The organism is Micromonospora pallida, from assembly GCF_900090325.1.
GTDB lineage: Bacteria > Actinomycetota > Actinomycetes > Mycobacteriales > Micromonosporaceae > Micromonospora > Micromonospora pallida.
In genome coordinates this window covers 142187-155237 of sequence record NZ_FMHW01000002.1, presented here as the reverse complement: position 1 = coordinate 155237, position 13051 = coordinate 142187, and the positions used below count along the sequence as shown (strand labels likewise).

The window sequence follows — 13051 nt, the reverse complement described above, 5'->3', positions numbered from 1 at the left end:
TCGGCCCACCAGGAACGGCTGCCGGATGATGAGCTCATGCGGTTGTTGGTACTCGGGGGAACGTGGTTCGTGGGTCACGCGATCACCACTGCGGCTGCCGAGGCCGGCTGGGAGGTGACCACCTTCAATCGGGGCGTCTCCGGGTCGGATGTCAACGGGACACTGGCGATCCGGGGCGACCGAACGAACCTGACCGACGTCGTCGCTCTGGCTGCCGCCGGACCCTGGGATGCCGTGGTGGACACCTCCGGCTACGTACCGAGGAACACGCTCGACGTGGCGCGCACGCTGGCTCCCACCGCCGGCCGGTACGTCTTCATGTCGACGGTGAGCGTCTATCACGACTGGCCGGTGAAGCCGCTCAGCGAGGACTCCGACGTGCTCTACTGCCCGCCCGACGCCGGCCCGGAGTACGGCACGGACAGCGAAGACGGGCCGACAAGGTACGGCTACCAGAAGTCGGGCTGTGAGGCGGCGGTCGCCGCGCTCGGACCTGACCGGACCACAATCCTGCGGCCCGGCGTGGTGCTCGGTCCGCGCGAGTACGTCGGCCGCCTGCCCTGGTGGCTGCGCCGCGTTGCCGCCGGTGGCCGCGTTCTCGGCCCTGGCTCACCAGAGCGCGGCATTCAACCGGTCGACGCCCGGGACCTCGCCGCGTTCACCCTGCGGACCGTCTCCGACGGCACCTCAGGTGCCTTCAACGTCTGCGCCCCGGTGGGCGGAGCCACCTTCGGGGAGTTGCTCTCCGCATGCGCCGACGTCACCCGCACCGCAGCGGCGTTCGAGTGGGTGCCGGACGGCGTGCTTCTCGACCAGGGCGTACGCCAGTGGTCGGAGCTGCCGCTGTGGCGCACCTTCGACGGAGTCTGGCGGGTCGACTCATCCCGCGCGCATCGTGCCGGCCTGCACTGTCGACCCATCCGCGAGACCGTCGCCGACACCTGGCGGTGGATGCTGGAGAGCGGCGAGGTGAACGCCCACGACCGGGCTGACGAGATCGGGCTCAGGCCGGGACAAGGAAGACCGCGTGCTGACCGCTTGGAAGGCGTCAGGAAAGCGGGCGGGACCTCGGTCATAGCTGCGCTCCAGCACATGATCAACAAAAGGCGAGCCGCTTTGGTCGATCTGCTGCAAACACGATGTGACCCACCAGGCGACCCGACCAGTCCTTGACAAGGGAAGCCATCGGGATACTAGGAGCCATAAGGTGGATCAGAACTTGCGAGTGCTCTTCGAGCAGGCCCTCAGTAACGAGCCCACGCTCCCGACGGGAAACCTGACTCAAGAAGCTATGGTCGGGGGGGCGGGCCTGCGCCGTCGGCGCAGGCTGCTCGCGGGAGGTGGGGCAGCTGGCATGGTCGCGGTTGTCGCCACGATCGTGGCGCTGAACATGACGGCAAGGCCGGATGAGACGGCTCCACCGGTGGTGGCAGCTGCGGCGTTGATGCCGCCGGTCAACGCCGCCTGCACCTTGCCCGCCCGAGGTGAAGCGACCGACGTTCGGATCTTCCTGCGTGCTGACCTCACCGATGAGCAGCGCCTCGACCTGCACACCGCGCTGCAGTCCGATCCGCTCGTGCGACGCGCAACGTTCGAGAGCCGTGAACAGGCTTACGCCAGGTTCAGGGAGTTTCACAAGAACTCTCCCGAGCTGATCAAGGCGGTCACGGTCGACCGGTTTCCGGAGTCCTTCCACATCGAGCTCGCGGAGCCGTCGGAGTACACGACCTTCGTAGCGGGGTACAAGAGCGCGCGCGGCGTCGATGAGATCTTGGGCACCACGTGCCCGAACGGCTCCCCGTCCGGGGAGGGCAGGTGACTAACCTCCGCACCGCGGCGCCCGTCGTGTTATCCGAGGATGCTCCGCCGGGTCCGGTGGCCCGATGGGGCATCGCGCACCGCCGTGAACGGGCCGCCCGAGACGAGGAATTTACCGCGTTTGTCGCGTCTGCTGCACCCCGACTGAGACGCACGGCGTACCTAATGTGCCGGGACTGGCACCTCGCCCAGGACCTGACACAGATCACGCTCACGAAAATGTACGCCTCCTGGGGCAGGATCTGGCGCACCGCAAATCTTGAGGCGTACAGCAGACGGGTCCTCATAAACGCCGTCTTCGACCAAAAGAAGCGGCGCAGCCACTCTGAAATCGCGCTCGCCCAACTGCCCGAAGTATCCGGACAGATGCCGAGCACGGACCTGCATGTCACGCTGATGAACGCCCTGGCGACACTGCCTCTCCGCGATCAGGCCATCGTGGTGCTACGGCACTGGGAGGATCAGAGCGTCGACTCCGTTGCCGAGATTCTCGACGTGTCCGCCTCGGTGGTCAAGATGCGAAGTGCACGCGCGCTGAGCCGGCTTCGAGCGCTGCTCGGCGAGGACTTCACCAATAGCTGATATCCCAAAAGGCGAAGTCGCAGCCCGCGTGCCGGCCGCCACGCCGTCGGGATCCCGGCCCCTCTGGTTGAGGCGCGTGGAAGGCACTACTCAGGGAAACGAACCTGCGGGACGCTCGGCTTCACGACGCCTGGCACACAGCGGCCACCATGCTCCTGGTGCTCGGCGTGCCCATGCGGGCGGTCATGGCAGCGATGGGTTGGTCACAGATGGCGATGGCGACGAGGTGCCAGCACCTGGCACCTCAGCTCATCGAGGGCATCGCCGGGCAGGTCGCCGGGCTGCTCTGGAAGGCCGATTGAGACGACAACTGAGACGGGTCGGGCCGCCGGTCATTCGGCGGCCCGTTTCCGACGCTGGTCAGAGTGTGGGCGCGGCAGGTTTCGAACCTGCGACCCCTCGCTTGTAAGGCGAGTGCTCTCCCACTGAGCTACGCGCCCGGACGACCGTACGGCAGGCCGGTGGCTGGCAGCTTACCTGCCGGCCACCGACCCGGTCGAACCGTATGCCGGGTGGGACCTCAGGCGGCCACGGCCTCCGCCAGCGCCTTGCGCCAACCCTGCTGGTCACGGGCCTCGCCGGGCATGTTCATCTCGGCGAACCGGACCACGCCGGCCTTGTCGATCACGAAGGTGCCCCGGTTGGCGATGCCGGCGACCTCGTTGAAGACCCCGAACGACTGGGCGACCGCCCCGTGCGGCCAGAAGTCGGCCAGCAGCGGGAACTGGTACCCCTCCTTCTCGGCCCAGATCTTGTGCGCGTAGACCGAGTCGACGCTCACCGTGAGGACCTGGACGTCGTCGTTGACGTACTCGTTCAGGTTGTCCCGCACCTCGCAGAGTTCCCCCTGACAGATGCCGGTGAAGGCGAGCGGGTAGAAGACCAGCAGCACGGTGCGCTTGCCGCGGAAGTCCGAGAGACGCACCTCCTGGTTGTTCTGGTCCTTCAGGACGAAGTCCGGCGCCTCGGCGCCAACCTCGATCGGCATGCAAGCTCCTTGGTTAGTCACGGCTGGGACCAGCCTGCCACACCCGCTGGCGGGGATGGCTCGTCACTTCTTGCTCTTGGCCCCCCGCCGCAGGACGAGGCGGGCTCCGCTCCAGTCCCGGCCGGCGTTGACGGTGGACGTCTGCTGGAGTCCGGCGGTCGGCGCCGACTCGGCGACCTCACTCGGCTCGACGTGCCCCTCCCGCCCGGCCTTGGGCGTCAGCAGCCACACCACGCCGTTGTCGGCCAGCGGGCCGAGGGCGTCGACGAGCAGCTCGAAGAGGTCACCGTCGCCGTCCCGGTACCACACCAGCACCGCGTCGACCACCTCGTCGGTGTCCTCGTCGACCAGCTCTCCACAGCGGTCGGTCAGGGCGTCCCGGAGATCGTGGTCGACGTCCTCGTCGTACCCCATCTCCATGACGACCATCCCCGGCTCGATCCCGAACCGGTCCGCCAGGCTGCGTACCCCGTCGGCGGCCTGACCAGCGGTCGCGCTCACTGTCGCGTGCCTCCTCATCTCATCGCTGCTCCCGGCATCGCCTCCGACACCGTTAGGCAAAGTCCACACACTTCAGCCCTCCGGCGCAAGTGGCGCACCGGGTGGATCGGAATTTACCGCGCCAGCAGCGTACGGGCACCGTGGGTAATGGCTTCCTCCGACACCAGAACCTGGCGGGCAGCCGGACCTAACGGTACGAATGAGTCAACTGCCGCCACTCTCCGGGCAGACCCGACATATCCGGCGTCGACCAGGGCCGCGATCACCCCCTCGCCGACACCTCCGGACCGCCTCGTCTCGTCCACGACCAGCACTCGACCGGTTGCCGAGGCCTCCCGGATGATGTCCGGGACGGGCAGCGGCGCAAGCCAGCGGAGGTCCACCACCCGGGTGCCGATCCCCTCGGCGGCGAGGTGCGCCGCCGCTCGCAGCGATAGCCGTACGCCGTTACCGAACGTGATGATGGTGACGTCCTCGGCGGATCCGACGCCGTACACCCGGGCCCGGCCGACCGGCACGTGCGCGCCCACCCAGCCGCCCGGCCCCTGGTACGGGTCAAGCCACTCGCCGTCGCCCTCGTCGTACAGGTCCCGGGTGTGGTAGAGCGCGATCGGCTCCAGGAAGACGCAGACGCTGCCGTCCACCGCCGCGCTGGCCAGGCAGGAGCGCAGCATCGGCGCGGCGTCGTCGGCCCGCGCCGGGACCGCCACCACCAGGCCGGGCACGTCCCGGAGTACGGCCACCGAGTTGTCGTTGTGGAAGTGCCCGCCGAACCCCTCCTGGTACGCCAGCCCCGCCACCCGGACCACCATCGGGTTGCGGAACGCCCCCCGAGAGAAGAACTGCATGGTGGCGGCCTCGCCGCGCAACTGATCCTCGGCGTTGTGCAGGTACGCGAGGTACTGGATCTCGGGCACCGGCAGCATCCCGGCCGTCCCCGCGCCCAAGCCGAGCCCGAGCACCGAGGTCTCGTCGAGCAGCGTGTCGAAGACGCGGGAGGCCCCGAACCGGTCGCGCAGCCCCTTGGTCACCCCGTACACCCCGCCCTTGGCGGCGACGTCCTCGCCGAAGACCGCCATCCCGGGGTGGTCGAGCAGGCCGTCGGCGAGCGCGGCGTTGATGCTCTGCGCGAGGGTGAGTGGCCCGGCCAGTTCGGGGAGCTTCCCGTCGAAGGCGGTGGCCCGGGCGGCGGCCCCCGGACCGCCGGCCCGGGCGGCGGCGTCGGCGACCGCACGGGCCACCCGGACCGGCCGGCGGGGCGCGAGCGGGGCGACGACGTCGGCGGCCGAGGCGAGCTTCGGTTCGGCGATGATCTCCTCGGCCGTCTTGCGGATCTCCCAGCCGATCTCGTCGTAGCGGGCGACCAGTTCGGCGGGGTCGGCGAGGCCGGCGGCGACGAGCAGCCGCGCGGTGGACAGCACCGGGTCCCGCTCCAGGTCGTCGGCGATCTCGGCGGTGCCCCGGTACGCGGTCTCGGCGTCCGCGCCGGCGTGCCCCATCAGCCGTACGGTGCTCAGGTGCAGCACGGCCGGACGCCGGTGCCGGCGGACCCAGTCCACCGCCTCGGCCGCCCCCTCGTACGCCTCGACCAGGTCGCAGCCGTCGGCGTCGAAGTAGCGGATCCCCGGTCGGGAGCGCAGCATCGCCTCGACCCAGCCCTTCGGGGAGCGGACGCTGATGCCGAGCCCGTTGTCCTCGCAGACGAACAGGACGGGGACCCGCAGTCCGGTGTGGTCGCACCAGCCGGCGGTGTTCAGCGCGGCGGTGGCGCTGGCGTGGTTGACGGAGGCGTCACCGAAGGAGCAGACCACCAGCGCGTCCGACGGCCACGGCGGCCGGCTGGTCCCCGTACCGCCGCCGGCCCGGCCCCCGACCCGCCGGCCGATGCCGTCGAGCCGGCGCAGCCGTTCCAGCGCCAACCCCATGCCGACCGCCCGGGGCAGGTGGGAGGCGATGGTCGAGGTGGTGGGGATGACCGCCAGGTCGGCCCGGCCGAAGACCTTGTGCCGGCCCCCGGCGATCGGTTCCTCGGCGGAGGCGGTCATGCCGCGCAGCACGTCCCGGATCGCGCCGGCGTACGGGTCCGGCGTGGACTCGTCGGCGTCGTCCCCGGGCCGGGTGTCCGGGCCGGTCTCCTCGGCGGCGGCCTGGGCGGCGCGGACGCAGTAGAACGCGCCGGAGCGGTAGTGCAGCAGCGCCGGGTCGGTCGGCCGGAGCGCGGCGGCCACGGCGGCGTTGCCCTCGTGCCCGGCGGAGCCGATCGTGTAGAAACCCTCGCCGAAGCTGCGCAGCCAGCGCGCCGCCAGGTCGAGCTGTCGGCTGGTGACCTGCGCGTCGAAGAGTTCCAGGGCCCGCGTCCCGGTCAGCGTGGCGCCGTCCCGGACGGGTTGATCCGGGTCCCGTCGCTGTGCCGCACCGGCCAGCGCGGCCAGGCTCTCCCGGAACCGGTCGTCGAGATCTTGCGGGGTGGTCACGTCCGACAGCATTACCGACGACGGCCAGCCCTGCCCACTCGGACACGGATCCGACCGGCAGTGACCGCCCCGCCGGGCGTGCCCGGCCCGCTACCCTCGCCCCCCGTTCAGGGGTGCCCGGCAGCGCCGGGGCAGCCCGCCTCCGGTGCCGGTCGGCCAGCGTCAGTCGAGGCCGCACTCCGCCGGGGAGCAGTCGCCGGAGACCTTCCAGACGAGCTGGCGCAGCGCGGCCAGTTCGTCGGCGCCGAGCGCGGCGAGGAGTCGGGAGTCGGACAACGCCTGGTGCACCCGGGTACGCATCTCGCGGCCCGCCTCGGTCACCACCAGTGTCTTCAGTCGCCGGTCGGCGGGGTCGACCCGACGTTCGACCAGCCCGGCCCGTTCCAGCTTGTCGACCAGGGCGGTCACGTTGGAACGGTCGCAGCGGAGCTGCTCGGCGAGGTCCCGGGCGGGTACGGGGTGGTCGGGGTCGAGTTCGTGCAGGGCGCGGGCGACCGCCGGAGTGAGTCCGAGTTCGGCGATCTCGACGTCCTGGTAGTGGCGGATCGCGGAGGCGAGGTGCATGATCCGGCGCACCGTGTCCCCGGCGAGCCCCGCGCGGTCGCCCGCCCCGGTGGTGGCGGGCGTCACAGTGCCCTGAGTCATGTCTTACATCCTACGGGTCAATCATCCATCGGCATCTCTCCCGAAGGACGAAATACGAGGCAGGGGCCCCGGTCGCCATCCCGAAGCCCCTGCCGAACGCTCCCGAGGACGGTCAGTCGCGCCAGCCGGCGAGGTCGACCCCCTTGGCCATTTCCACCCGGAAGCCCAGGGCGACCTCACCGGTCCCGCCGGGTGCGAGCCGCAGCCGCCAGGTCAGCTCACCCAGCTCCGTACGCTCGTCCGGGGTCGGGTCGAGCCGCGACTCGCGTACCACCACCCCCTCGTCGCGGGAGACGGGCAGTTGGTCCAGCACGGTCACCGTCGTCACCCGGGGGGTGTGGTTGGCGACGGTGACCACGTACTCCACGTCCCGTCGCCGCGTCGAGCCCAGCGTGGCGCGGGTGTCGCTGCGTCGGGTCAGCTTCCGTTCCACCCGTACCCGGTCGTCCAGGCCGAGCGCCAACTCCGTCTCCTCCCCCGGCGCCCAGGCCCGCAACCGGGTGCTGCCGACGAAGTCGGCGCCGTGGAAGATCGCCGCCGGGCCGGGCAGGAGGGTGTGCGTGGAGGTGTTGCGCACGGTGGCGCGGAGGTGGGCCACCGGCTCGCGGACCGGCGCGGTCACGTGGTCCAGGCTCGCCGGCAGGTCCAGCACCGCGACCGTCGCGCGGTGCGCGGTGCCGTCGGCCGGTACGGCGACCGGTCGGGCCGGCCGGTACGTCGCGGCGGCGAGCCCCTGCTCCACCTCGGCGACGCTCTCCTGCACCAGGACGGGTCGGGCGCCACGGGCGCGGGCGGGCGCCGCCGCACCGTACGCGGCCGGGGCGGCGGCCATCGGGACCGCGCCGCCGGGTGCCGGCATCGGCATGGGCGGGGGCAGCGGCCGGACGCGGTCCAGATACCAGGGCGACAGCTCGGGCACCGTCGCCGTCACCGCCGGCCGGGCGGTGGAGAGTTCCAACCGGCACTCCGGCCAGTCCTCGCCGGTCTCCTGGCTGACCAGCCCGAACCAGGTCAGCGTCACGACCTCGTCGACCAGCCGCAGGTCGTACGAGGGCTGCCAGCGGGCGCCGTCCACCACGTACGTCAGCTCCAGCTCCAGCTCGACGGCGGGCGCGGTGGCAGCCGGGTCGGCGGTCGGGGCGGGGGTGGCGGCCTCGGCGGTCGGGGCGGGGGTGGCGGCCTCGGCGGTGACCAGGACGGTCACCTCGGCGAACAGCCGGTCCGGGGCCCGCTTGCCGCGCACCGCCTGGAGCTGTCGGTCGACGGCGGCGAGCGACTCCGTCAGGTCGGTCCGCCGCCGGGCCAGCTCCCGCTTCCGGTCGTGACCGGCCGCGAGCTGCCCGGCGACCGAGTCGGCGAAGGCGGCCACGTCAGCCGGCGCGGCGTCGCCGGCGGCCAGCGCCCGGGCGTACGTCCCACCGGCGCGCTGGGCGAGCAGGGTGAGGAACTCGGCGCGCTGCGCCTCGACGGCGTCCGCGTCGTCCAGCGTGGCCAGTTCGTCGGCGAGCGCCCGGCGGCGCTGCTCCAGTTCGCGGGCCTGCTCGTCGGTGCTGTGCGGCTGGCGCGAAGTCACCAGGTCGACTCCGAGCACCGTGGCCGGCCCTCGACCGCCGACCCGCAACGAGTCGCGGCGCAGGCCGAGCGGGAGCGGCCCGATCCGCAGCCGGTGTTCACCGGCGACCAGCGGGACGGTGCCGCACCGGGTCACCCGGGCCCGGTCGGCGTAGACGGTTACCGCGACGATGGGTGCGTCGACGTTCTCTGCGTTCACCGCCGCGAGGGTAGTCCCGCCCCGCACCACCCGCCGCCCACCGTCGGATGCCGCTGCCGGCTGCCGTCGTCTCTCGGGCGGATCGGCCCGCGTAAGCGGGGGCGCTGTCAGGCGGGGAGGAAGGAGAGTCGGACCTGGCGGGTGGGGTTGTCGCCGTTGGTGTCGACCAGGCAGATCGACTGCCAGGTGCCGAGGGCGAGCCGACCGCCCAGTACCGGCACGGTCGCGTACGGCGGGACGAACGCGGGGAGCACGTGGTCCCGGCCGTGGCCGGGCGACCCGTGCCGGTGCCGCCATCGGTCGTCGGTGGGTAACAGTTCGTCGAGCGCGGTGAGCAGGTCGTCGTCGGAACCCGAGCCGGTCTCGATGATCGCCAGTCCGGCGGTGGCATGCGGCACGAAGACGTGCAGCAGGCCGTCGCCCTGATCGGAGACGAACCGCTCGGCCTCGGCGGTGATGTCCCGGACGGTCGGCCGGGAACCGGTCTGGACGGTGATCACCTCACTGCGCATACGCCGCATTCTGCCGCAGGCCGTCTCGCCACGCGGCCGTGGCGGGGTTCGTGGCGGACGGGGGCGGTGGCTGGTTGGGGCGCCGCGGCGGGCGGTGGCGGATCGGTGGCGTCAGTAGCTGCTGCCGCTGTCGCCGCCGCTGGACCAACCGCCGCTGTCGCTTCCGCCCGACCAGCCACCGCCCGAGGAGCCGCTGTCGAAGCCGCCCTGCTGGCCAGGATCTGAGCCGCCCTGATAGCCACTGTCGGAACCACGCTGGTGGCCAGGGTCCGAGCCGCCCTGGTAGCTGCCGTCGGAGCCACCTGGGTGTCCGCCGGAGGAGCCCCGGTGATGGTGACCGACGTCGGTCCCGGCCGGGCCGTACCATCCGGCGTCCGGGGCTGGGGCGGCGTACGCGTGGTGGGCAGCCACCGCGTCCCCACCGCGCGGCCGGCGGGCACCGGACCGGGCGTGACGGGGACCGGTCAGCAGCCGGAAGCCCGCCGCGGACAGCACCAGCCCGAGCAGCGCGAAGGGCGCCAGGGCCCCGTTGCCGGCGAGCAGGCCGAGGACCGCCAGCAGCAGGATGAGCCCGCCGGCCAGGACGAGGGCGCCACCCAGGACGCGCCGGATCATCATGTGCGGCAGCGTAGGGGCGACGGACCAGTCGACGTGCCCGGCGCCGACCCGTCGCGGCGGCTGCGGTCCGCGTACGGACGGTGAACCGGGCGGGCGGCCCGGACGCGGGCAGGGAAGGTCCGGACGCGCTGGGACACCGGTCGTAACCTGGTCGAAAGTTACTGGTCAGTACCTGTGTTGAGCGTCGCGTCTGGGGGAGGGAGACGTGACGCGGGGTGCCACCAGAGGGCAGGATGACGCTAGAGACCTATCCCACACACAATCGAGGGAACGCCTGTGGCCACGGAACGCAAGCGCCCGGTGATCACCGCCGGTCTGCCGAGCCAGCTTCCGGACATCGACCCTGAAGAGACCAGCGAATGGGTCGAGTCGCTCGACGGTGTCATCGACGAGCGCGGAACCAAGCGCGCACGTTACGTCATGCTGCGCCTGCTGGAGCGGGCCCGCGAGCGCCAGGTCGGGGTGCCGTCGCTGACCACCACCGACTACATCAACACCATCGCGCCGGAGCGCGAGCCGTGGTTCCCCGGTGACGAGCACGTCGAGCGGCGGATCCGGGCGTACATCCGGTGGAACGCGGCGATGCTGGTGCACCGCGCGCAGCGTCCCGAGATCGGGGTCGGCGGCCACATCTCCACCTTCGCCAGCTCGGCGTCCCTCTACGAGGTGGGCTTCAACCACTTCTTCCGGGGGAAGGAGCACCCGGGCGGCGGCGACCACATCTTCTACCAGGGGCACGCCTCCCCCGGCATGTACGCGCGGGCGTTCCTCGAGGGCCGGCTGAGCGAGGACCAGCTCGACGGTTTCCGGCAGGAGCTGTCCCACCCGGGCGGCGGCCTGCCGTCGTACCCGCACCCGCGGCTGATGCCGGACTTCTGGGAGTTCCCGACGGTCTCCATGGGCCTCGGCCCGATGAACGCGATCTACCAGGCCCGGTTCAACCGCTACCTGCACCACCGGGGCATCAAGGACACCAGCCAGCAGCACGTCTGGGCGTTCCTCGGTGACGGTGAGATGGACGAGGTCGAGTCGCTCGGCGCGATCGGCGTGGCCGCCCGCGAGGAGCTGGACAACCTCACCTTCGTGATCAACTGCAACCTCCAGCGGCTGGACGGCCCGGTCCGGGGCAACGGCAAGGTCATGCAGGAGTTGGAGGCGTTCTTCCGGGGCGCCGGCTGGAACGTCATCAAGGTGGTCTGGGGCCGGGAGTGGGACCCGCTGCTCGCCGCCGACACCGACGGCGCGCTGGTCAACCTGATGAACAGCACCCCGGACGGCGACTACCAGACCTACAAGGCGGAGTCCGGGGCGTACGTGCGGGAGCACTTCTTCGGCCGCGACCAGCGGACCCGCAAGATGGTCGAGCACCTCTCCGACGACGAGATCTGGAACCTGAAGCGCGGCGGGCACGACTACCGCAAGCTCTACGCGGCGTACAAGGCGGCGATGGAGCACACCGGGCAGCCGACGGTCATCCTGGCCAAGACGATCAAGGGCTGGACGCTCGGGTCGCACTTCGAGGCGCGTAACGCCACTCACCAGATGAAGAAGCTGACGCTGGAGGACCTGAAGACCTTCCGCGACCGGCTCTACCTGGACATCCCGGACAAGGCGCTGGAGGAGAACCCGTACCTCCCGCCGTACTTCCACCCGGGTGAGTCCTCCGAGGAGATGGCGTACCTCCGCGAGCGGCGGCAGCAGCTCGGCGGGTACCTCCCCTCCCGGCGGACGGAGCAGAAGTCCCTGTCGATCCCCGGCAGCGAGCGGTTCGCCGACGTCAAGCGTGGGTCCGGCAAGCAGAAGGTGGCCACCACGATGGCCTTCGTCCGCCTGCTCAAGGACATCATGAAGGACAAGGAGTTCGGCAAGCGCTGGGTGCCGATCATCCCGGACGAGGCCCGTACCTTCGGGATGGACTCCCTCTTCCCGACGCAGAAGATCTACTCGCCGCACGGCCAGAAGTACACCTCGGTCGACCGGGAGCTGTTCCTGTCGTACAAGGAGTCGACCACCGGGCAGATCCTGCACGAGGGGATCAACGAGGCCGGTTCGGTGGCCTCGTTCACCGCGGCCGGCTCCGCGTACGCCACGCACGGCGAGCCGATGATCCCGCTGTACATCTTCTACTCGATGTTCGGCTTCCAGCGCACCGGTGACGGTTTCTGGGCGGCGGCCGACCAGATGGCCCGGGGCTTCGTGCTCGGCGCCACCGCCGGCCGGACCACGCTCAACGGTGAGGGTCTCCAGCACGAGGACGGGCACTCGCACCTGATCGCCGCCACCAACCCGGCGGTGGTCGCGTACGACCCGGCGTTCGCGTTCGAGATCGCGCACATCGTCGAGAACGGCCTGCACCGGATGTACGGCGAGGCGCAGGAGAACATCTTCTACTACCTGACGATCTACAACGAGCCGATCCTCCAGCCGGCCGAGCCGGCCGAGGTGGACGTCGACGGACTGCTCAAGGGGATCTACCGCTACTCCCCCGCCCCGCCGGTGAACTCCTCCAGCGACGTGCCGAAGGCGCAGATCCTGGCCTCCGGCACCGGCATGCAGTGGGCGCTCAAGGCCCAGCAACTGCTCGCCCAGGACTGGGGCGTGGCCGCCGACGTCTGGTCGGTGACCTCCTGGACGGAGCTGCGCCGGGACGCGGTGGAGTGCGAGGAGCACAACCTGCTCAACCCGGGCGAGGAGCAGCGGGTGCCGTACATCCAGCAGAAGCTGGCCGATGCCGACGGGCCGAAGGTCGCGGTCAGCGACTGGATGCGCGCGGTACCGGACCTGATCTCCCGCTGGGTACCGGGCGACTACACCTCGCTGGGCACCGACGGGTTCGGCATGTCGGACACCCGGCACGCGCTGCGCCGGCACTTCCACGTCGACGCCGAGTCGGTGGCGGTCGCGACGCTGCGGCAGCTCGCGCTGCGCGGCGTGGTGCCGGCGCAGGTGCCGGCCGAGGCGGCCCGCAAGTACGCCATCCAGGACGTCAACGCCGCGCCGGTCGGTGAGACCGGCGGCGATTCCTGATCCAGCGATACACGAGGGCCCGGCGCGGTCGCGCCGGGCCCTCGTCGTGTCCGGAGAAGCTGTGCCGAAGTCTTGGGCTGCTCCGGCCTCGTGCCGTCGTCCGGACTGTGGCGGT

The 13051-nt window shown here is 71.2% G+C and carries 11 protein-coding genes, 1 tRNA gene and 1 pseudogene; 5 read left to right on the top strand and 8 right to left on the bottom strand.

What is annotated here, in order from left to right:
• The first annotated feature begins 36 nt into the window (after positions 1 to 36).
• From GA0074692_RS00880 to GA0074692_RS00865, 4 genes and pseudogenes are all read left to right on the top strand, one after another.
• The gene (locus GA0074692_RS00880; protein WP_245730054.1) at positions 37 to 1173 is read left to right on the top strand and encodes an NAD-dependent epimerase/dehydratase family protein; all 1137 of its coding nucleotides are present in this window, start codon (positions 37 to 39) and stop codon (positions 1171 to 1173) included.
• Between the two features lie 34 nt (positions 1174 to 1207).
• A complete protein-coding gene (locus tag GA0074692_RS00875; protein WP_141725103.1) occupies positions 1208 to 1819 on the top strand; it encodes a permease-like cell division protein FtsX in 612 nt (203 codons plus the stop codon).
• On the top strand, positions 1816 to 2400 hold the full coding sequence (locus GA0074692_RS00870; RefSeq protein WP_245730052.1) for a SigE family RNA polymerase sigma factor: 585 nt from the start codon (positions 1816 to 1818) through the stop codon (positions 2398 to 2400). The genes GA0074692_RS00875 and GA0074692_RS00870 overlap by 4 nt, the downstream gene beginning before the upstream one ends.
• An 86-nt stretch (positions 2401 to 2486) precedes the next feature.
• Positions 2487 to 2702, top strand: a pseudogene (locus tag GA0074692_RS00865) (tyrosine-type recombinase/integrase); the annotation flags it as partial.
• Positions 2703 to 2768: 66 nt separating this feature from the next.
• Here GA0074692_RS00865 and GA0074692_RS00860 read toward each other — a convergent pair.
• The 8 genes from GA0074692_RS00860 to GA0074692_RS33710 all read right to left on the bottom strand — a co-directional run bounded on the left by GA0074692_RS00860 (position 2769) and on the right by GA0074692_RS33710 (position 9909).
• Positions 2769 to 2840, bottom strand: a tRNA-Val gene (locus tag GA0074692_RS00860).
• Positions 2841 to 2920: 80 nt separating this feature from the next.
• Positions 2921 to 3388, bottom strand: a complete 468-nt coding sequence (locus GA0074692_RS00855) for a peroxiredoxin (RefSeq protein ID WP_091638597.1) — start codon at positions 3386 to 3388, stop codon at positions 2921 to 2923.
• A 63-nt stretch (positions 3389 to 3451) separates the two neighbouring features.
• Entirely contained in the window at positions 3452 to 3889 is a 438-nt protein-coding gene (locus GA0074692_RS00850; RefSeq protein ID WP_091638596.1) for a DUF3052 domain-containing protein, read from the bottom strand.
• 113 nt (positions 3890 to 4002) lie between these two features.
• Complete coding sequence (locus GA0074692_RS00845) at positions 4003 to 6375, bottom strand: transketolase C-terminal domain-containing protein (protein WP_091638595.1); 2373 nt, start codon at positions 6373 to 6375, stop codon at positions 4003 to 4005.
• Between the two features lie 150 nt (positions 6376 to 6525).
• Positions 6526 to 7008: a MarR family winged helix-turn-helix transcriptional regulator gene (locus GA0074692_RS00840; protein WP_091638594.1), complete on the bottom strand. Its 483-nt coding sequence runs from the start codon at positions 7006 to 7008 to the stop codon at positions 6526 to 6528.
• A 112-nt stretch (positions 7009 to 7120) separates the two neighbouring features.
• On the bottom strand, positions 7121 to 8779 hold the full coding sequence (locus GA0074692_RS00835) for a DUF4139 domain-containing protein (RefSeq protein WP_091652269.1): 1659 nt from the start codon (positions 8777 to 8779) through the stop codon (positions 7121 to 7123).
• Positions 8780 to 8886: 107 nt separating this feature from the next.
• On the bottom strand, positions 8887 to 9291 hold the full coding sequence (locus GA0074692_RS00830; protein WP_176738247.1) for a secondary thiamine-phosphate synthase enzyme YjbQ: 405 nt from the start codon (positions 9289 to 9291) through the stop codon (positions 8887 to 8889).
• A gap of 111 nt (positions 9292 to 9402) precedes the next feature.
• Positions 9403 to 9909 (bottom strand): hypothetical protein, encoded by a 507-nt coding sequence (locus GA0074692_RS33710; RefSeq protein ID WP_141725102.1) that lies wholly within the window; start codon positions 9907 to 9909, stop codon positions 9403 to 9405.
• A 276-nt stretch (positions 9910 to 10185) separates the two neighbouring features.
• Here GA0074692_RS33710 and aceE point away from each other — a divergent pair, with 276 nt between their 5' ends.
• Positions 10186 to 12936, top strand: coding sequence for a pyruvate dehydrogenase (acetyl-transferring), homodimeric type (gene aceE / locus GA0074692_RS00820; protein WP_091638591.1), 2751 nt, complete (start codon positions 10186 to 10188; stop codon positions 12934 to 12936).
• Positions 12937 to 13051: the final 115 nt, after the last annotated feature.